Source organism: Cytobacillus sp. FSL M8-0252, from assembly GCF_038007345.1.
GTDB lineage: Bacteria > Bacillota > Bacilli > Bacillales > Cytobacillaceae > Cytobacillus > Cytobacillus kochii.
Genome location: NZ_JBBOWZ010000001.1, coordinates 2,466,539 through 2,487,416, shown reverse-complemented (window position 1 = coordinate 2,487,416; position 20,878 = coordinate 2,466,539). Strand labels below are relative to the sequence as shown.

Sequence of the window (20,878 nt, the reverse complement as noted above, 5' to 3'; positions counted from 1 at the left end):
ATTAAATGAACTATGTTCCAAATATTCAATAGGAAAGAAAATAATAAATGCACAATTAAGAGTAAAAAAAATCTTGAGGGAAAAGTTAATAACAGAGGTGATTAAGATGAAAAAAATGTTGATCTTACTTTCTTTCGCACTATTACTATCATTTGTTTCAACAGCTTCTGCACAAGGACTTCCTCAAGTGGAATTGTTTGATGTGGAAGTCAACGACGTTGTAAAAAAGCGACCCCCTAATGAACAAATACAACAAGAAGCAACATCTATTCTTCAATCAATCAATGGGATATATGTGAAAATTAATCCTATGCCTAAAGACGGCTATATGGTTCGTATTCCGTTGGCACCATCATTGACCGTAAAAAACAAATGGTTTAATGATTTTATCAACGAAATGGTATTAATTATTCCTGAAGAAGAAGAGCCTTATATTATGTTATTAGATGACGAAAATCATCCCCACTTCCTCATAGCACAACGAGATTTCTACCAAATAGTGACACTTATAATTGGCGAATCAAACAGCTTAAGATGAAGATGACAAGATTAAAAGCTACCAAAGAAGAAGCAATTGTTAACATTATTGTGGATTGCTTCTTCATGTCGTTGTTGTATACTCAGAAAAATGTTGGTTTTTTAATATAGGAACGGTTTGATAAATATTTAAACGGCTACAATGCTTCACATCTTTTTCAAACCCTCTTTCTCTTAATTCTATTCCACTTGTACAATCCCATATTAATCTACTAAGTGTTGACTTTGAATGCTGAAAAGCGCCAATACACACTTGCACCTCAGCTGATTGCTTTCCTTCTATCCTAGAAAGGATGGCACCAGCCCCTAAGTAGTCTTCCATTGCAGGACGAAGGGAGTCTTCAAATTCTTTCACGCCATTCCATACTTCTCCACAAGGAACAACAGTAATATTAGCCTTTAATGAAGCGGATATTTGACTTGCAGCTGATGCCACTGCAGAAGCGTTTAATAAAGACCCAATGAATAAAGCTGGTATATGAGAGGCAATCCAAGTACAAAAGGCACCATTTAAAGAACTCAAAACATATTTTTGCCTATCATGTGAGTGATTAAATGTAACAGGTGATAAAGTGGGTGCATCTAATCTCGCTGCCTCAGCTCTCCCAAGAATATATTGCGCTCCCAATGATTGTGCGTATGCTTTGCCATTTAAATGAGGGGGATAGGGATATATGATTGCTCCGTAGTTTAAACCCGTTACAACTGTAGAAGAAAAACTAAGGACATCAACAATAATCACAATATCTCCTCGATTTGCTGCTTCTCTTGCACCACGTTTTCCCCATTCTATCTGACATTCAGGTAAGTATGAAATGATTATTCTCCTCTTTTCTAAAAGCCTTTATTTTGCTGCATTTGCGGTTAAATAGTTTAAGATAACATCGTTACTAGTTGATGATGCGCAGGTAATTTCGGTTCAATTATACTCGTTTTGCTTTGTACAGCAAGTTTAAGTGTTATATCAATACAGTTTAAGATAAGAAACAATTCCTGCTGCTTTGTTATTCCATGGTTCGGTGCTAAATCTCATGCATCTTTTAATGCAACTAAAATACTTACTATAGTTATTTTTGAACGATAAAAATGAATCCGTCATAATGTACCTACTGACGAATGTAAAAACACAGTAAATTTTATAAAAGCACACGTTTTTATCTTGTCAAAGGTAGATACGCATTATATAATTTAAAGAACTATAACGTTGCACTTTATCTTTTGGTTAATTACCTGAAGAAATGTTAGACAATTGTAACGTTTCACTTTCAAAAAGGGAGTAATGGAATTGATTAATTGTTTAGTAAAATGCGTTACTGATTGAAAGCTTATAATTCTAAGGTGAAAAGAAGGATAAATAATTTTAATAAATAATTATGTAAAAAAATTCTTTACCATTATTTCTATCATATACTATTATAGGTTAGTACGATTACAAACATAGTTATTAAACAATATATAAGAAGGTATAGGTGACATAGCTAGAATGCTTAAAAAATATGCTCTAAAAATGGGTATAGGAATGAAGAAAATTCATTTATCTACTAATGAAAAAGAATATAAAGAAGGCCATATTATTGAAGGTGGCATAAAATTTTTTGGTGGTCTCATCCCACAGAAGATTAGAAGATATGATATTGATCTGATTGCTTGCAATCAAGAAAATGATAAAGAAGAAATTGTGAGATCTCACTCTGTATTTTGTTCGATTCCTGTCCAACCGAATGAGCAGAAAGAAACAGTATTTACATTGGAAATTCCCTCAGCAAATGAGATGAATGCTAAAGATAATGATTATTATATTCAAGCGAACTTTATGCTCGATCATAAATTAGAGCAATCAGTAAGAGTTGCAGTGAAAATTAGCCCATTAGCAACTATGTAAATTAAATAATCAAAGGATAGAGCGATCATACAATATGATGGCTCTTTTTTTATAAAGGAATAAAAAACACTTGCAAATCGTAATCATTACGTTTTATACTATGAGATGTAATATCTGATTGTTTTTAGTTTTTATGAATAGGAAACGGGAAGGAGATAAAAAATTGAGAGTTAAAATCACACTAGCCTGCACAGAGACGGGTGATAGAAATTACATTACTTCAAAGAATAAAAGAAATCATCCAGAAAGAATTGAACTGATGAAATATTGTCCACGGTTAAAGAGAAAAACTTTGCATAGGGAAACAAAGTAGAGAATGTAGAAATAGAAAAGGAATGGTGAAAGTTGGCTAAGAAATCTAAAATAGCAAAAGAAAAGAAACGGCAAGAATTAGTGAAAAAATATGCAGAAATTCGGAAAGAGCTGAAAGAAAAAGGTGACATTCAAGGTATTAGAAAACTACCGAGAGATTCGTCCCCGACAAGGTTAAAAAACAGATGCGAAATAACCGGAAGACCTAGAGGTTATCTTAGAAAATTTAAGATGTCTCGTATAGCTTTTCGCGAATATGCACATAAAGGTCAAATACCAGGCGTTAAAAAATCGAGTTGGTAATCCACTATCCTTATTAGATGGGAGTATATAAACGAAAGATAAGAAGAGTATTTTTTTAATTCATAAATCGTAATCATTTTGATTTATAGGAGTGTTTAACAATGAAAAAAATTCCAGTGACCGTTCTTAGTGGTTATCTAGGTTCTGGTAAGACAACATTATTAAATCATATATTAAATAATAGAAACGGTTTAAAAGTAGCAGTCATTGTAAATGACATGAGTGAAGTAAACATCGATAGTGAACTTGTTCGAAAACAAGGAAACTTTTCTCGAACAGAGGAAAAATTGGTGGAGATGTCAAATGGATGTATATGCTGCACTCTTCGAGAAGACTTACTTATAGAAGTTGAACGATTAGCTAAACAGGGTGAAGTAGATTACATACTGATTGAATCTTCAGGTATTAGCGAACCTGTCCCTGTAGCACAAACCTTTTCTTATATCGATGAAGAAATGAATATAGATTTAACTCGGTTTTGTAAATTAGATACGATGGTAACGGTGGTTGATGCGAATAGATTTTGGCATGATTTTGAATCAGGAGACACATTATTAGAACGAAAGGAGGCAGTTGGGGAAGAAGATGATAGAAATATCGCTGATTTACTCATTGACCAGATTGAATTTTGCGATGTGCTTATATTAAATAAGTGTGATCTAGTAAATGATATAGCCCTTGATAAATTAGAAAAAGTGATTAGAACACTGCAGCCACAAGCGAAGATTATTCGTACGGTAAATAGTGAAGTAAATCCGAAAGAAATTTTAAATACTGGGCTTTTCGATTTTGACGAAGCCAGTCAATCTGCAGGTTGGTTACAAGAGCTCTCGATCGGTCCTTCTGATCATACGCCTAAAACAGAAGAGTATGGCATTTCATCTTTTGTCTATTACCGAAAATACCCTTTCCATACTGAACGTTTTAATACTTGGTGTCAAAAAATGCCATCACAAATAGTTAGATCAAAAGGGATTGTTTGGTGCGCGAGCAGAAACAACTTAGCTATATTAATGTCACAAGCTGGTCCTTCTGTAATGATGCAGCCCATATCCTATTGGGTAGCATCACTACCAGAGAAGGAAAAAGATGAGACCTTAAAGGAAAACCCTAATTTGTTAGATGATTGGGATGTGGAATTTGGTGATCGTCATACTAAACTTGTGTTTATTGGAATGGATATTGATGTAGATTTAATAACAAAAGAATTAGATGACTGCTTGTTATCACCAAGTGAGTATGATGCCAAGTGGGATGAACTGCCAGATCCATTTAGCTGGACAATCAATAGTTAGATAAATCGGTCCAGTTATAAAACATGTTAATGTTGTCGAGGAAAGAAAAATTATTTTCTTTCCTCGTTTTTATTTTTAATAGGAGTTTTCATAGATACTGTTATGCATTTTAGCCTTTGGTATTAGAGGTTAACTAATCATTACAAATGCATGAGTACATGATATTAGAATGGACACATTAATAAAATACAATTTCAATACTGGTGGTGTCTTATGGATCTGATTACAATATTAAATTTACTACTACTGGCCTTCTTGATCTTTGCGACCGGTTTTTTTGTGGCAGGCCTAGTGACAGGGTAGCTGCTCTAGACCGCAAAGTATTGTTTTCATCCTCTAATCAATAGATTACACTCAAAATAGTGATTATTCTAAAGTTAGGGGAAGGATATTTATGAAACGAAATTGGAATGAAGATGAGCTTCTAGAACATTTTGTAGTACTACCCATTGAAAGAAAGCTAATTGGTAATAAAACAGGGGCAAGTCGTTTAGGATTTGCAATATTATTAAAGTACTTTCAACAAGAGGCTAGATTTCCTTCTAAGAAACAAGATATACCCAAAGTGGTAGTTGAATTTATAGCGCAGCAATTAGGATTATCTTCAGCGCTCTTTGAGGAATATCGTTGGGGCGCGGGTGAAAGAAACTTTACTTATCATCGAAAACAAATTCGAGAATTCTTCGGTTTTAGAGAGCTTACGGCAAAAGATAACGAACTATTGATAGAGTGGTTAAACGAACAAGTTCAGTTTACACATGATATCGACTATTTAAAAAGTCAGGCAAACAGTCTGTTTCGCAAGTGGCAAGTCGAACCTCCTTTCAGATGGAAGTTTAAAGCGTATGATCGATTCCACCATTGACACTTTTGAAAAGAATTTATATCAATCGATCTATCAGCAGCTATCTCCTAGGACTTGTTCGAGATTAGATGCGTTACTGGAATCTTTCACTGATGAAGAAACAGCAGAAGGTTTTGAAGAAGGGTTTCATAAGGAAAAGGAATCAGATATTTTAACTTTTCGGCAACTTTTATCTTCTCCTAGCAAACCAAGTGTAAGTACTATGGAAATGGAAGTTAAAAAATTGTTAGCTATTCGGCACCTACACATTCCTCCAAGATTATTTCATCATTTGACTCCGAAATTAGGGAAGAAATATCGACTTCGTGCAGCTACAGAAACCGTAACGGAATTGAGCGCACATCCTGCACCCATTCGCTATACCCTTCTTGCCATTTTATTTTCGCATCGTCATGAGGAAGTCATTGATTATTTAGCTGATTTATTGGATGAAATTACGCTTAAATTCGGAAATAAAGCCAAGAACACAACTCGAAAAGAAGCAGTAGAAGAATTAGAAAAAGTCCAAGGGAAAAATAAACATATTGTCAATTTATTAAAAGCAACCGTAGATCACCCAGATGGGGTCATTCAAGTTACTCTATTCCCTATTGTTAGCTCTGATATGATTCGAGATATTATTAAGGACTTGACGAAAAATAACCGGGAGTACAAAGAAAAAATCTATACGAAAATGCATTCTTCTTACCAAGGGCATTATCGGAAGTCTCTTTCGAAGATTTTAAACAACCTTACTTTTCGGTCAAATAATCAATTTCATCAGCCAATTATTGAGGCTATCCAACTCATACGAGAGTATGGAGAAAGTGGGCAGCGTTATTTTGCTGCTGGAGATGAAGTTCCCATTGAAGGTGTAATTCAGCCGAAATGGAAAGATGTTATTGTCGAGACAGACAGCAAAGGGATAGAAAGAGTAAATCGAATCAATTATGAAATTGCAGTGATCCAATCGCTTCGCACTCGACTTCGGTGTAAAGAAATTTGGATTGAGGGTGCTGATCGATATCGAAACCCAGATGAAGATCTCCCTCAAGATTTTGAAGAGAACAAGGAAGAATATTTTCAAGCACTGAAAGCACCACTTGATGTAGAGCCTTTTATTGAAGATATTATACAGTTGATGAAAGATAAACTCCATTTATTGAATCAAGGGCTAGGAGATCATAGTAACGAAAAAGTAGCCATTACTACCAGAAATAATAAAGGATGGATTAGAGTCACTCCACTCGAAAAGCAACCAGAACCTCCACATGTGACGATGCTTAAACAGGAGATTAAGAACCGTTGGACCGACATTAACCTATTGGATTTACTAAAAGAAACAGATTTTCATACGGAGTTTACCAAACACTTTAAAACCACCGCCAATCGAGAGATTTTAGATCGAGAAACCGTCCAACGAAGGCTTCTTCTAAGTTTATTTGGATTAGGAACGAATACAGGTTTGAAAACAGTTTCTGCTGGAAACCATCTAGATAGTTATCGAGAACTTCGATATATACGCCAAAAATTTATTCATAAGGATCATTTGCGAAAAGCCAACGCCGAGGTTACCAACCATATCATCTACAATCGACTGAAAGAGGTATGGGGAGAAGCTACCACTGCATGTGCTTCCGATTCAAAACATTTTGGCTCTTTTGATCAGAACTTGCTTTCAGAATGGCATCCTCGTTATAAGAAGCATGGAGTCATGATCTATTGGCATACAGATCGAAAATCAGCTTGTATCTATTCTCAGCTTAAGTCCTGCCTTTCTTCGGAAGTGGCAGCAATGATGGAAGGGGTTCTTCGTCACTGTACGGACATGGAGGTTGACAGAAATTATGTCGATACACACGGACAAAGTGTCGTTGCATTTGCTTTTTGTCATCTACTTGGTTTTAAACTGATGCCACGGTTTAAAAATATTGGATCTCAAAAGCTATATCGTCCAGAAGCCGGCATGAATGAGGAATATCCTCACCTGCAACAGGTTTTAAGTAGACCGATTAACTGGGATCTTATTCGGCAACAGTATGAACAAATCATTAAGTTTGCAACTGCTCTACGGTTAGGTACTGCTTCTGCCGAATCCATATTAAAGCGATTTACAAGGGATACGAAACATCCAACCTATCAGGCTTTATGTGAATTAGGAAAAGCGATTAAAACGATCTTTTTATGTGATTATTTACACTATGAAGAGATTCGAAGGGAGATTCATGAAGGATTAAATACAGTGGAACAATGGAACTCAGTGAATACTTATATTTTCTATGGGAAAAACAGTGAGATTCGTTCCAATTCTATAGAAGATCAAGAGGTGTCTGCTTTATCACTTCAATTGCTGCAAAATTGCTTAGTCTATATGAATACCTTAATGGTACAAGAGGTTCTTTATGACAACAACCAATATTGGTTGAAGAAAATGACTCCAGAAGATTTTAGAGGATTAACACCTTTATTTTATCATCATGTGAATCCATACGGAACTTTTGAACTCGATATGGATCAGCGAATACCTATTAAGTTGAAAGTCTCGTAATTTTCATTATTTCGATTAGTAACAAACCCAGCTAATCCCTTGACAGGACATTAGCTGGGTTTTTGCTATGAATACATATACGTGAAAAGAGCGCACTCCTTCCTATACAGGTAGGTAAGGGTTTGAAATTATCGCTCCCTTTTCCCCCTGTTAGCACCGTACGTGCGACTTTCATCGCATACGGCGCCCCAACTAATCCAATTCCATTAATCCTCGGCACTTAATGTGCCTCAATTCTTCCGTTTCAATAAGTCGGTGCCTCCCATGGGAGGTGAACCTCTATTAGTCTTACGAGAACCTTATTAACCGATAAGGACTTGCCTTACAGGATTAAATGATTCTTCATTAGTCTAGTGGCTATCCCTCCGCGTTCATTACACGCTTCAACGGTACTGTGCCACCACTTTCACTGATATGAAGAAAAGTTATACAGTCGCTATTCTCACGGCTGTTTTCCTTTCCAACGCCTCACCGAGAGTAAGCTCTCCACGTTATCAGCTTACAACGTTGAATTATGTCTATTATGGAACAAACTTAGGTGTTTCCTATGAGCCTGTTAGCATTGCATATGCCTGTAACACAAGATGGATTTTCATATTCCAGATTCTTACTCATCCACAGCTAACCCTACATTTAGTAGTAAATACATTTCTATATAATGCGCATCTAGACCCGTACATCCAGAAATTCGTCAGCAATACAGTATGTTATTGTATTTTACATTGCATCCTCACCATATTTGTTCAACCCAAGCACCATGATTTACACCACCCCATCGGGTAGGCTTTCGTCAGCCAAACTGTTACGGTAAATTCTCACGCCTATTAGCCGAGCTTATAACACGGCTATTCCTTACCGAATAGCGTGCTATTCGACGCAGGGGGAGCCTTTCAGAGCGTTACCTCCTCATTCGACCCCTCGACATAACCCTTCAGTTTTAGAAATCTGAAACTGTCTGACCTTTACCGAAATTGTGTGGCCCCATTTGAGCCAGAAACGTTTCGCACCTGAAATTGCGCCCTATTCTTGAATAAGCAATAAGCTTAATTTAGCTGGTTTTTAAACAAGAAAAATTGATATCTTTTTCTGCCTTTTTAATATGTAGGGATATCGGAAATTCGCCCCCACGGTGATTCCCCCAATTAAAATAATATACATTAGTACAATGCTCGAATACACTAGGCAATACTACAAACAATACATATGCTTGCGTATCTGACAAATTTAGTCACAAGACCGTCTTTTTAACATTTAACGAAATTTTTAATGCAGTCACGAGTCTAACCAACTTTTTTCAAAATAGCGAATAATTTACATATTTAAGGATAAACTATGTAAATAAATTGCTATTTTTAAGGTGGTTTTAATGAATCAAAAGGTGATTCAATCTGTTCATATTTTTATCCTACTTATTATGTCTACTGGATTCATGGTGCATGTACTAATTATCCCAACTATATTATCAACTTCTAACAGGGATGCCTGGTTAAGTGTTATTTTCAGTACAATACCATTTATCCTTTGGATTCTGCTTGTTTTTTATATTTATAAAAAGTTAAATACTCATGAGGATATTCTCTCTTTACTTAAACGAAAATTTTCTCATTCTTGGGTTTTTATTATTTTTCCGATTACATTTGGGTCTTATTTTTTAATAAATGCCTTTATTACTCTTAAGTACACTTTTTTTTGGGCAAATGCTAATTATACTTTTGAGATCCCTAATTTTGTCATTGTATTGTTATTTGCTCTCATTTGCTTGTATGCGTCTGCAAAAGGTATACGGACAATAAGTACGATCGCATTTTTAGTGCTTCCTATTGTTTCATTTTTTGGATTTTTAGTAGGAATCGGAAATTCGCCAAATAAAAATTATGAACTGCTGTTTCCGATATTTGAGAATGGATACAAAGATGTTATTCAAGGGTTGGTTTATACTTGTTCCGGATTGTTTGAAATTATCTTTCTTTTGTTTTTAACGTCCTATATTAAAGACAGACTAAAGGTTAAATGGCTTATATTGGCTGGGATCATTCTTGTGTTTTTAATCTTAGGTCCACTAGTAGGTGCCATCTCAGAATTTGGTCTGGAAGAAGCAGCAAAATTGAGGAATCCAGCTTATGAGCAGTGGAAGCTGTTGAAAATTGGCGAACATATTACTCGTCTCGATTTTCTTTCGATCTTCCAATGGCTTTCTGGAGCGTTTGTTCGGATAAGCTTATCATTATTTATTGCCGACAAAATTTTTGGGTTTAACAAAAAGAGAAAATGGGTTCTTCCTATCCTTTATATAATATTAATCATTGGTGCATGTATTCCTTGGGATGCCATCTCATTTTTTTACTTTTTGCAAAAGTATTTTTTCCCTATTAACCTTATTTTTCAAATTTGCACGATGCTTCTTTTTTTATTAATTATTCATTTAAAAGGTGATCATCATGAAGAAAGTTCAAACTAACAAAAAAGGCATCAGCATTGACCAATTAAAAATGTGGGTCGAAGGTTCTTCAGATATCGCAATAAAAACAAGGACTTACCACAGTTATACAATTGATTTCCTATATTGTCCTAATTTAGTGGATATGAAATTTATTAGTGAGGTTATTTTTCCTGCCATTCATGATGTGATAGAAAAGAATGGTCATTTAAATTATGAATTGTTAAATAATGTTTTAGAGGTCAGTAAGCTTAAAGATTTAAATAACATGAAAGAAGAGATAGAGCAAAAATTATTTTCAGGTGAATTACTCATTTTTTGTCAGGATTCAAAGGAGCTTTTCTTTATACCCGTATCTAATCCTCCCAAAAGAGGTCCGGAAGAATCCAATATGGAATCCTCAATTAGAGGGCCAAGGGATGGATTAGTAGAAAATGTATCAGATAATATGGCATTAATCCGTCAGAGATTAAAAACGTCATCATTAAAAAGTATTGAATATACACTTGGCGAAAGAAGCAGAACAAAAACCTTATTACTCTATATAGATGATATTATGAATCCTTCAATTCTGGAAACTGTAAAAAAGCGATTAGATTCCATAAAGGTGGATAGTGTCGCCAGCAGTTACGAAATTGAGGAATTCCTATACGACAAAACCTTTACTTTATTTCCTTTGATGGAGAATTCAGGCAGACCAGACTTCGCTGTTCAATCCTTAACACAAGGAAGATTTGTGCTCTTAGTGGACGGAAATCCGACTTGCTTAATAGGTCCCGCAAATTTAAATCAAATATTATATTCACCTGAAGACTCACATGATAGTTTTTTTTACGTTAGTATGGTCCGAATTCTGCGGTTTTTGGCCATAATTACGACGATATACTTACCTGGTTTTTATATTTCGTTAACAACCTTTCAACTGGATCAAATTCCTTATTCACTTATCGCAACAATATCTGCTTCTAGAATTGGCTTGCCTTTATCTACACCTATGGAAGTCTTTATTATGCTTGTTTTATTTGAATTATTTAAAGAAGCTGGGGTACGCCTGCCTAAGGCTGTTGGACAGACTGTCGCTGTTTTAGGCGGATTATTTATAGGTGATGCTGCTATTCGAGCAGGGTTAACATCTCCAGCCTGTCTGGTCATTGTTGCAGTTTCAGTAATATCAGGTTATATCTTGAGTAACCAAACCATGGCAGGCAATGTCGTGATTCTGCGCTTTCTTGTTTTAGCCTTTTCATCACTATTTGGATTATATGGCTTCTTTATTTCCTTTTTTCTCATCCTAACAGCCGTGGTTTCATTAGAAAGCTTTGGTCAGCCATATATGTCGTATTTATCCAGACCCAATGCAGCAGACATCATAAAAAATATTTTGAAGCTGCCTTATCGATTTATGAAGAAGCGAAATCAAGCATACCGACCTATTGATAGCGATAGTCAAAAGGAGTAATTTATGAAAAGGATATTATTGATTATCATAATAAGCAGTCAGATCTTTTTCCTGACTGGGTGCTGGGGTGCAAAAGAATTACAAAGTCAAACTTATATTACAGCTATAGGACTAGATTACGCGGAAGGAGAATTTACAGTCTATATTCAGGCTTTGAATTTTGTCAATATAGGGAAGCAAGAAGGCGCTTCGGCTTTGCAGGAAGCATCCCCTATTTTTATTGGGGAAGGCAAAGGAAAAAACATTCAGTCAGCTTTAAGCAAATTAGAACAAAAGGTGGCACTGCCTCTTTATTACGGACATATCGAAACCGTTCTATTAAGTGAAAATGTTATCAAGGAGCAAATGAAGTCCGTCATCGAATTTATTGGACAAAATTCTTTACTGAGATACAATATATGGCTTTTTGGTACAGAACAAGATATTAAAGAAATTTTAACAAGTGAGAGCTTTTTTAATTTCCCATCTTTATATACAATCATCCATGATCCCAAATCCTTAACTAAAAACAATTTTTTCATTCCTATTGAACAGTATAATAAATTTATCTCGACCTATTACCAGGCAGTTGGTACTCAGCTCATTCCTTCTTTAGATGTAAATAAAGCAAGTTTTTCAGAGGATAAAAAAAAGAAAAATATTGCTGTCATTACGGGAGGCTTTGTTACTTCACAGCAGCAATACAAAGGATGGGCAGATAAAAAAGACCTGTCTGGATTAAAATGGTTATCAAAAAAAGCTACTAACATCCCTCTCTCCCTCTTTGAAGAAAAAGTGAGTGTAATTATACAGAATCCAAAAAGAACGATTAAAGTAGTAAATGGCTATAAACCTGCTTATCACTTAATTATTAAAGCCAATGCAGTATTGGTCCAAAATGAGGAGGATATTAGTTTAGATAAAATAAAAAAAGAATTAGAAAAGAAAATTAAAAATGAACTATTAAACACAATGGAGAAAAGTGAAGAAATAAATGCAGATCTATTAAATATAAGCGAAAACGCATATCGATATCACCTAAAAGAATGGGATGTAAGTACAATTAATTCGATTGATAAGGGATCTTTAGAACACATTGAAGTAAGGATTCAGATTGAACAAAATATATATTATAAACATTAAAATGAGTATATTTAAAACATGGAAAACTTAATTGTTTTGCTTACTTAACAAAATGAATAGTCATCCCTTTTTATTGTTTCTAATACCGCTAGCCAGGTCTTTGTCCATTATTCGATATTCAACAATCTGGCCCTTAAATGAAAAATGAGCCCTGTTCCTTGTTCCGGATAAGCGCCCGTTTGCTTAAATGTCCCTAGAGTCATTTTACAGTTTATTCTTTTGTCTTTCCTTTCCAAATAAGTGAAAAAAACTGATTTCAAATATAATAAACGCTACAACAAGACCACCAAGGTATGGGTACGGAGAATCGATTGTTAAGAATAAGACCAAAGCCAAAACAAAAGCTATGATACCAATAACTACTGAGTATTTGACATATTTACTCAAGTCATAGACCTCCTTTCGTATCAGAACATCTGACTAAAAAGTATTCATGTTATACAGGTTATTCCAAAACTGCACCCTTTTCAGGAAGACAGTTATTACGAATGACTCTCTTCTTTTTTGCTATAAATTTCATACGCAAAATATCCAAATAAAAAACCTATTCCAGGTCCCCAAGTCATTGCAGATAGTAAGGAAATTGGTGAAAATATACTTAAAAATATAGCAATAGCAAAACCAATCATCATTCCGAATGGTATTAAGCTATCCAATAAATTTTGAGCGTCTTTCGTTTTTTTCTTACCCAGGGTGCCTTTCTCATATTTATGCTTCATTCTCAGAATTACAAATACTGCAATCCCACCCACTATTACAAGAGGCAATATGGAACGCGCAATATCCAATGCTAAACCCATATTATAATCCCCCTTTCTTTTGCTTTTAAATTGATTCAATTTTAACCTAGTTCATTCAATTAAATGGCCCGATTGCTGAATAACCTATCTACATGTTAATACATGCTATTACCAAAAACCAGTGTTTTTGTAATGTACGCCCATCGCCCTAATGTCCTTTGATTTTATTAAGATTAACAGTTACCAAAAATAATTACCAAAAGTATTACCAAATACCTTTACAATAAGTGGCCCTCTAGTAAAATAAAAATATACAATTTTATTGGAGGTTACAAATGATTATGGTTATGCTCGAGTATCTACTGTTGACCAAAACTTAGATCGGCAAATTAACATTCTTACTGAATATGGATGTGAAAAAATAATAAAAGAGAAATTTACAGGTACGATTAAAGATCGAAAAGGACTTCACCAACTGTTTGATGTAATCAGACAAGGAGATTCAGTTGTAGTGGAAAGTATTTCACGTTTAGGGCGTAAAACATTGGATATCCTCAACATTATTCAGCAATTGGAAGAGATGGGGGTGCAATTCATTTCTTTAAAAGAAAATATGGATACAAGAACCTCTACGGGCAAAGCCATGTTCCAAATGATGTGTGTCATTGCTGAATTAGAAAGAAACCTTATTGCTGAGAGAGTAAAGGAAGGACTCGAAGCAAGTAAAAGGCGTGGAAAAACTTTAGGTAGACCCAAGTTGGATAAAGAGAAGCTTACTGTTGCGCTAAGGATGTATGATAGTGAAGAATATTCTATAAAGGAGATAGTCTCAGCAACTGGAATATCTCAAGGTTCCTTATATAGAGCAGTCAACAGAAGAAGGCTTGAAGAAATAAAAAAATAGGGCGCGTTTTATTATTTCTTCAATTTTACTTTGCGGTCTACAGCAGGAACCCTGTCACTAGGCCTGGCAGCTGAATTTGCTGTTGTCAAACTAAGAATGTCACGGATTGATCAGCTTATTGATGAGGGGAATAAAAAAGCAATTACTGTCAAGAGGGTAGCAGATAACTTAGATTATAATTTATCAGCTTGCCAACTGGGGATTACCGTAACAGCTTTAGGACTTGGTTCCCTCGGTAAGCCAACCGTTGAGAAGATATTATATCCTGTTTTTGATTGGTTAAATATTTCACAATCATTATCATCAGTTCTTTCATATGCCATTGCCTTTATTTTAGTAACAATTCTACATGTAGTTGTCGGTGAAATGGCACCTAAGACCTTAGCGATTCAATTTGCCGAAAAAATGAGCTTATTATTAGCGCCCCCTCTTTACTGGTTCGGAAAAATCATGTTTCCTTTCATTTGGTTACTCAATGGAACATCACGTGTGATATTACGTATGTTTGGCGTGCCGGCAAAAGCAAAAGAAGACTCATATACGGAAGAAGAATTGAAAATTGTCATGACCCAAAGTTATAAAGGCGGTGAAATCAACCAAACCGAACTCGAGTATATGGAAAATATTTTCTCCTTTGATGAAAGGGTGGCCAAAGATATCATGGTTCCCAGAATTAATATGGCTGTGTTCGAGCAGAACATGACAAGGGAAGAAATTGCGCAAATGATGATTGAGCATCATTTTACAAGATATCCTGTGATAGAAGACACAAAGGATCAAGTGATCGGCATCGTTAATGTTAAAAAAATGTTGACCAAGATGGCAGGCAAAAGGGAATATCACTTGGCTGATTTTATTCAACCTATTCCGTTTATTTTAGAAACAACAAAAATATACGACGCATTCATCAAAATGCAAAAAATCGGTGTTCACATGGCGATAGTTGTGGATGAATACGGTGGTACCTCTGGTTTACTTACGATAGAAGATATTTTAGAAGAAATTGTTGGTGAAATTCGCGATGAATTTGACGAAGAGGAAGTCGAAGAAATTGAGTATCGTGCACCTAACAAATACTGTATCTCTGGACGCGTTTTATTGGCTGATTTAGAAGAAAAATTCGGGATGACATTCGCAAATAGTGATCAAATTGATACATTAGGTGGTTGGATTCATCAAAAATTAGCGGGCATGGCAAAAAAGGGAGATGTCGTGGAAGAAAACGGTCTCACTTGGACAGTAATGAAAGTAAAACAACTACAAATCCAAAGAGTACAATTAGAAGGACTTCATATTGGAGGTGAACCCAAAGGGGATTGAGAATGGACGGTATGATTATTTTAAATCTATTTCTTGTTGTTGTGTTTATTATTTTAACCGCGTTTTTTGTTGGTGCAGAGTTCGCTATTCTTAAGGTGCGAATGTCACGAATTGACCAACTGATTGAAGAAGGAAATAAAAAGGCTAAAATATCGAAAAAAGTGGTTGTGGGGCTCGATTATCATTTATCGGCATGCCAATTAGGAATTACTGTTACCGCCCTCGTACTCGGTGCATTGGGTGAGCCAACAGTAGAAAAAATTTTACATCCTGTTTTTGAACGATTCGAAGTATCTAAAGCAACAGCCACTTTATTGTCGTATTTCATTGCTTTAGCGATTGTCACGTTTTTCCACGTTGTCTTTGGAGAATTAGCTCCAAAGACATTGGCGATCCAATATTCAGAGAAGATGACATTGTTACTTGCTCCTCCATTATATTGGTTTGGGAAAATAACAAAACCGTTTATAAAATTCTTAAATGGAGCTTCGCAAAGTCTTCTAAGATTGTTTGGTGTCGAACCGTCGAAACATGAAACAGCGCATACAGAAGAAGAAATAAAGTTGATTGCCACACAAAGCTTTGAAAGTGGTGAGATTAACCAAGCAGAACTTACTTATTTAGAAAATATTTTTAGTTTTGATGAACGAAAACTAAAAGATATCATGATTCCTAAAGCAAGTATCATTACACTTGAAAAAAACATGAGCCTTGCCGTCTTATTAGATATTTTAGAAAAACACGCTTTTACTCGTTATCCTGTTAAAGACAAGATAGATGGAAGGATTAAAGGTTATATAAATGCAAAGGAATTATTAACGAAAAGTCTAGTGGATCAAGATGTATCTATCATTGATCTTATTCATGAAATTCCAAACTTTCTAGAGACTTCTCCAATTAAGGAAGCTTTACTAACAATGCAAAAAACAAGAAAGCATATGGCACTTATTCATAATGAAGAAAATCAAGCTGTTGGTATTGTCACAATGGAGGATGTTCTAGAGGAAATTGTTGGTGAAATTGGTGAGGAAGGCTATAGGGTAACCTAATAACTAATATGATTTACCTAATGTGTGAGAGTTTAAGACCAACCGTAGGCCTCGTATTGTGCTCTGTTGGTAGCTGATGGTTATTCGTATGTATTGTTGTGTTTTAATAGAAGGATCGCTAGCTGTGTGTAGCTGTTCTCAAGGAATAAGCGAAACATCGGCTGTTGATCGTTCTTCTTCTAGTGTCATCATTTCAATGACCAGCTCAATCCATTTCGTGATCATTGGATTGAGCTGAATAACCGCTGCAAATGCAATATCAATAGGTTCAACACCAAAAGATTCATTCACATCTTTTAAAAAAGAAGGATTGATTTCAATGAGAAATTTTTGCTTTTCAACAAATAATTGCTGATGAGGTGTAAATGGATCAACCATAATAAATTGATTAACCTTTAGTTTTTCCACTCTTTGTGATAGATCGTAATGAATGGGTCCGTTTAGAGCATATATCAATTTATACGAAGCATCTGAGCGTAATAAGCTTTCTTGTTGAAAGGTGTTTTTATAGAGAAACAGTCCCTTTTTTGAAGGAATTAATACATTTCCATGTTGCATAAGAGCTCTCCTATCTTAATCATAGTTTTCCTCATGATTACCTTCTTTAAAAATAGTGGCAGCGTCTTGTTTTGTCCATTCCGGAATACTCATTTTCGGATTTTTCTCAATGTAATTTTTCACCATTCGGTAGCCTTCAGAATAGCCATACAATGGTGGCAGTGGATCAAATCCGCCATAAAGAATCTCATTAGAGTGCTCGAGTGTTCCTTTTTCGAAATGAGGTGAAGCATAATCCCATGCCTCTTGGTCATAAATCTCATTTGTATTGATCATTTGTTGATTAGGGTAAATGATCTCTTGAAACATCACTGCCTTTCCTTCAAAAACCATATTATCTAGGACAGTCCATTTCTCAGATGGCTCTCTATATGCAGCTTGCCAGGCACTATGATGATATTCATGAGCGAGTGTAACCTTAAAACGATCGATGGAAAGGTACTCGTCAAACAAAATGAGAATCTTATCTGATCCTACTGCCATTCCAAAACCAGGGTAGGAAACAGGAAGTAAGCAGACATTGATTTCCTTTTCTATCGGTAAGGCAGCAGCAGAAAGCTCTAATGCTTCGGATAAGCTATCTTTTACTTCCTTACTATTCATCCGTTCGATGGCTCTTTGTAGTTTGTCGAAATTCTCCGGGTTATGTGACAATACATCTTCAGCGATATGAAGAAATTCGCCGTCAAGAAAGCAATCATTATAAATAGGATCAATGACCGCTTCTTTATAATCTGCGAATATAGCATCTTCTTCATCATGATCTTTTATGTACCTTTCCATTAAATGTTGGATTTCTACAATATTAAATGATTGTCCGTTTTCAGTTTGGAAAGACCAGTTCGTTTCTAATTTTTCATTCCTACTCATTTCAGAACACCCGCATAATAAAAACAACACTGTTAAGCTAAGACAAAAATAAGTAAAACGCATAGATACCTCCGATTAAAATTTCCGCCCAATGTAGCTAGCAGAGACAGGGTGTAAATTCATTTCTCTCGCCCAAATAGACAACTGGCCGATATGATGAATTTCATGGGCAATCATATGATGAAGAATCGCAGTCACATTTTGGTGACCAGAGTCCCAAGGAATAAAAACTTGTTTATCTATAGGTACATCATGAGGAAAGGTAGCGCTTATTTCAGTTCTTAGTTGATTTGATAGATATTGAATACGATCAAGTGTCTGATAGTCACTATAATCAAATAGGACATCCTCTTTTCCATTGATACACCGTAGCCAGCTATACTCCACATCAATGATATGGAAGAAAGTATAAAGAATACTCCTGACACCACCGACCCTCTCCTTTAATAGTTCTTCAGAAGGGATGTCTTTCAACAGTGTCAACCATTCATCTCTCACTTGCCAATTGTATTGAAAGAACTGGAACAAAATCATTTCACTCCTCTTACAAAATTACATTTTTTCCAAAATATGATACTATTAATTATAGCAAAAAAAGTAAAAGGAAGTTGATCAATTGCAAGAAAAATTAGGAAATACAGAAAATAAATTAGGCTCCAATTTATAAACTGACCAGATAATCATCTGTATCAAATTTCCATCTGTTTTTTTATTGCAATCGAAATGTAAAGTAAATTATGGAAAAAAAGAGCGTGCTCTTTTTATTTTCAAATGGATAACTGAAATCTCGAAAGAAAGATATTCATGCCAAGCAATATCAAAATAATAGTAATCGGCTATTTCGTTTTACAAAAAAGGCACTGTTTCTGCCAATCTTGTTCTATAGAATGGGATGTGAGACCAATTAGCAAAGTGTGTTGGTTCTATATCCATAGAAACTGGACTTCTCGTTTGTTTATTTAATGCCTTTTATCTTTAATCATAAAGACTTTCATATTGAAAGGAGTGATTGCCATTTTCACAATGAATCTAACAAAAATTGCATGTAGGTGTTTAGGGGATTCTTTTACTTAAGGAGAGAGTAAATGGAAATAAGAGCTTATAGACCAGAGGATGAAATAGGTTGGGTGAGATGTAGAGTACTTGCCTTTTTGGATTCAGCTTATTATGACAATGTTTTAACTGCAAAAGAGCATTACGAAAATCAAGCGATTGAACTTATAGCTATCACGGACCAAACAGTTGTCGGTTTGATCGATGTAGAATATGAAAATGAAGAAAGAAGTATTTGTTTCCAGGGGAGTGGACTCGGTGGCATGATATGGCATATCGCTGTCCATCCAGATTACCGAAGACAAGGGATTGCGCGCGCATTACTGACAAAAGCTGAGCGAATAGCTCGTAAAAAAAACATCCATCGGTTAGAAGCGTGGACGAGAGACGATAATGGAGTCAACAGTTGGTACCAGCAAAACGGATTTACTAGTGATTACTCCTATCTTCATCTTTATATCAATGAAGAAGAGGGTAGTGATGTCATTTTTAGCAAAGATAAAAATATCCTACCAACGACAACCTTCGCGCATTATGTCGGTGATAACAAAGAAGAAGTGAAATCACAGTATAAGCGAGCATATGAATGTTTTTGTTATGAGAAGTTTCTGTAAAACCGAATCTAATATAAGTATGATAAAGATTAAATAAAAAAAGAAAAGGCATGTTGGATGTTTCACACCATGCCTTTCGCAAATTTATAGTTCCCCATTTTTAACCCTCTCAACTACTATAAATTAAGGGGTATAGATATCTCGTACTTCATTTTTTTGGTCCTTATTATGCTCTGTAACATTTTTGTCAATAAAATCAGAGATGGGTGATATTATTGATTAAGCAAACAGCTATAGAAACAGCTGAGAATTTCATTGAAGCATCTTTCCCTCGATGTGCAAGTGCAGTATTAGCTGGAAGTGTTGTCAGAGGAGAAGCGACAGCAACTTCTGATTTGGATATTGTAATTTTTACAACATGTCGAGAGTCTTATCGTTATTCTTGTATAAAAGATGGTTGGCCTATCGAGATATTCGTCCATAATTACAACTCCTATCGTGCATTTCTCCAAAGTGATTATGAACGAGCAAAACCTTCCTTAGCAAAAACGATAATGGAGGGAATCATCTTGAAAGAAGATGGAATGTTTAAAAAAATTAAAAAAGAAGCTGCTGACTTGTTATGCCTTGGACCAGCATTATGGGATGCAAATACGATAATGAAACGCTACTTTTTAACAGATGTATTAGACGATTTATCTGGTTGTAAGGATAGAGCAGAAGGTGTATTCATTGTGCAAACATTGGTTGAAAGATTAGGAGAATTCTATTTACGAACGAAAGGGCAATGGATAGGCGATTCAAAATGGTTATTTCGAGCATTAAAAACCTATGACCCTCATTTTGCTTCCAAACTAACCGACAGTTTAGAAGAATATTATAAGAAAAACAGCAAAGCAGGGTTAATCGCACTTACTTATGAGGTGTTGCTTCCATATGGTGGGAGATTATTTGCAGGCTTTTCCCTAGGTCAAGAGAAACATGAGGGTGGTGCAGAATAAAGAATGTCATTGTGCTCTATTCTTAGCGTAAAAAGAAAAGTGGAGATTGTATAAAGAATTTTATATATTTGGATTTACGTTAACTATAAG

Annotated in this window: 19 protein-coding genes and 1 pseudogene; 14 read left to right on the top strand and 6 right to left on the bottom strand. The window is 35.3% G+C overall.

Annotated features, from left to right (window positions below; genetic code table 11):
• Nucleotides 1-106: 106 nt before the first annotated feature.
• The gene (locus MKX83_RS12625) at nt 107-538 is read left to right on the top strand and encodes a hypothetical protein (RefSeq protein WP_224936526.1); all 432 of its coding nucleotides are present in this window, start codon (nt 107-109) and stop codon (nt 536-538) included.
• A gap of 63 nt (nt 539-601) precedes the next feature.
• On the opposite strand, the gene MKX83_RS12620 is transcribed toward MKX83_RS12625, so the two are convergent.
• Nucleotides 602-1,330: a 2-phosphosulfolactate phosphatase gene (locus MKX83_RS12620; protein ID WP_341058622.1), complete on the bottom strand. Its 729-nt coding sequence runs from the start codon at nt 1,328-1,330 to the stop codon at nt 602-604.
• Nucleotides 1,331-2,020: 690 nt separating this feature from the next.
• Here MKX83_RS12620 and MKX83_RS12615 point away from each other — a divergent pair.
• The 8 genes and pseudogenes from MKX83_RS12615 (at nt 2,021) to MKX83_RS12580 (ending at nt 12,739) form a co-directional block, all read left to right on the top strand.
• On the top strand, nt 2,021-2,419 hold the full coding sequence (locus MKX83_RS12615) for a sporulation protein (RefSeq protein ID WP_224936523.1): 399 nt from the start codon (nt 2,021-2,023) through the stop codon (nt 2,417-2,419).
• Nucleotides 2,420-2,582: 163 nt separating this feature from the next.
• Entirely contained in the window at nt 2,583-2,732 is a 150-nt protein-coding gene (gene rpmG, locus MKX83_RS12610; protein WP_224936522.1) for a 50S ribosomal protein L33, read from the top strand.
• 32 nt (nt 2,733-2,764) lie between these two features.
• The gene (rpsN, locus tag MKX83_RS12605) at nt 2,765-3,034 is read left to right on the top strand and encodes a 30S ribosomal protein S14 (RefSeq protein WP_095373223.1); all 270 of its coding nucleotides are present in this window, start codon (nt 2,765-2,767) and stop codon (nt 3,032-3,034) included.
• A 101-nt stretch (nt 3,035-3,135) separates the two neighbouring features.
• The gene (locus MKX83_RS12600; protein WP_341055671.1) at nt 3,136-4,329 is read left to right on the top strand and encodes a GTP-binding protein; all 1,194 of its coding nucleotides are present in this window, start codon (nt 3,136-3,138) and stop codon (nt 4,327-4,329) included.
• A gap of 394 nt (nt 4,330-4,723) precedes the next feature.
• Nucleotides 4,724-7,721: pseudogene (locus tag MKX83_RS12595) on the top strand (Tn3 family transposase).
• 1,366 nt (nt 7,722-9,087) lie between these two features.
• Nucleotides 9,088-10,179: a GerAB/ArcD/ProY family transporter gene (locus MKX83_RS12590; protein ID WP_066194373.1), complete on the top strand. Its 1,092-nt coding sequence runs from the start codon at nt 9,088-9,090 to the stop codon at nt 10,177-10,179.
• A complete protein-coding gene (locus MKX83_RS12585; RefSeq protein WP_101226413.1) occupies nt 10,160-11,617 on the top strand; it encodes a spore germination protein in 1,458 nt (485 codons plus the stop codon). The genes MKX83_RS12590 and MKX83_RS12585 overlap by 20 nt, the downstream gene beginning before the upstream one ends.
• A 3-nt stretch (nt 11,618-11,620) precedes the next feature.
• Entirely contained in the window at nt 11,621-12,739 is a 1,119-nt protein-coding gene (locus MKX83_RS12580) for a Ger(x)C family spore germination protein (RefSeq protein WP_341054793.1), read from the top strand.
• Nucleotides 12,740-12,943: 204 nt separating this feature from the next.
• Here MKX83_RS12580 and MKX83_RS12575 read toward each other — a convergent pair whose 3' ends face one another.
• Both MKX83_RS12575 and MKX83_RS12570 read right to left on the bottom strand, forming a co-directional pair.
• Complete coding sequence (locus MKX83_RS12575; RefSeq protein WP_066194368.1) at nt 12,944-13,126, bottom strand: hypothetical protein; 183 nt, start codon at nt 13,124-13,126, stop codon at nt 12,944-12,946.
• 95 nt (nt 13,127-13,221) lie between these two features.
• Complete coding sequence (locus tag MKX83_RS12570) at nt 13,222-13,539, bottom strand: hypothetical protein (protein WP_066194366.1); 318 nt, start codon at nt 13,537-13,539, stop codon at nt 13,222-13,224.
• Nucleotides 13,540-13,801: 262 nt separating this feature from the next.
• Between MKX83_RS12570 and MKX83_RS12565 the strand changes: the two genes are divergently transcribed.
• The 3 genes from MKX83_RS12565 to MKX83_RS12555 are packed head-to-tail and all read left to right on the top strand — an operon-like array spanning nt 13,802 to nt 16,752.
• Nucleotides 13,802-14,383 (top strand): recombinase family protein, encoded by a 582-nt coding sequence (locus MKX83_RS12565; protein ID WP_341055668.1) that lies wholly within the window; start codon nt 13,802-13,804, stop codon nt 14,381-14,383.
• A gap of 30 nt (nt 14,384-14,413) precedes the next feature.
• Nucleotides 14,414-15,703 carry a hemolysin family protein gene (locus MKX83_RS12560; protein ID WP_341055666.1) on the top strand — a complete coding sequence of 430 codons (1,290 nt, stop codon included), beginning with the start codon at nt 14,414-14,416 and terminating at the stop codon, nt 15,701-15,703.
• A 2-nt stretch (nt 15,704-15,705) separates the two neighbouring features.
• A complete protein-coding gene (locus MKX83_RS12555) occupies nt 15,706-16,752 on the top strand; it encodes a hemolysin family protein (RefSeq protein ID WP_341055663.1) in 1,047 nt (348 codons plus the stop codon).
• 138 nt (nt 16,753-16,890) lie between these two features.
• Here MKX83_RS12555 and MKX83_RS12550 read toward each other — a convergent pair whose 3' ends face one another.
• The 3 genes from MKX83_RS12550 to MKX83_RS12540 all read right to left on the bottom strand — a co-directional run bounded on the left by MKX83_RS12550 (nt 16,891) and on the right by MKX83_RS12540 (nt 18,708).
• On the bottom strand, nt 16,891-17,310 hold the full coding sequence (locus MKX83_RS12550; protein ID WP_341055661.1) for a hypothetical protein: 420 nt from the start codon (nt 17,308-17,310) through the stop codon (nt 16,891-16,893).
• A gap of 15 nt (nt 17,311-17,325) precedes the next feature.
• Complete coding sequence (locus MKX83_RS12545) at nt 17,326-18,180, bottom strand: DUF2268 domain-containing putative Zn-dependent protease (RefSeq protein WP_289433806.1); 855 nt, start codon at nt 18,178-18,180, stop codon at nt 17,326-17,328.
• A gap of 75 nt (nt 18,181-18,255) precedes the next feature.
• Nucleotides 18,256-18,708: a DinB family protein gene (locus MKX83_RS12540; protein WP_289435167.1), complete on the bottom strand. Its 453-nt coding sequence runs from the start codon at nt 18,706-18,708 to the stop codon at nt 18,256-18,258.
• A gap of 557 nt (nt 18,709-19,265) precedes the next feature.
• Between MKX83_RS12540 and MKX83_RS12535 the strand changes: the two genes are divergently transcribed.
• Both MKX83_RS12535 and MKX83_RS12530 read left to right on the top strand, forming a co-directional pair.
• Complete coding sequence (locus tag MKX83_RS12535; protein ID WP_289433805.1) at nt 19,266-19,847, top strand: GNAT family N-acetyltransferase; 582 nt, start codon at nt 19,266-19,268, stop codon at nt 19,845-19,847.
• Nucleotides 19,848-20,062: 215 nt separating this feature from the next.
• On the top strand, nt 20,063-20,788 hold the full coding sequence (locus MKX83_RS12530) for a nucleotidyltransferase domain-containing protein (protein ID WP_341055657.1): 726 nt from the start codon (nt 20,063-20,065) through the stop codon (nt 20,786-20,788).
• Nucleotides 20,789-20,878: the final 90 nt, after the last annotated feature.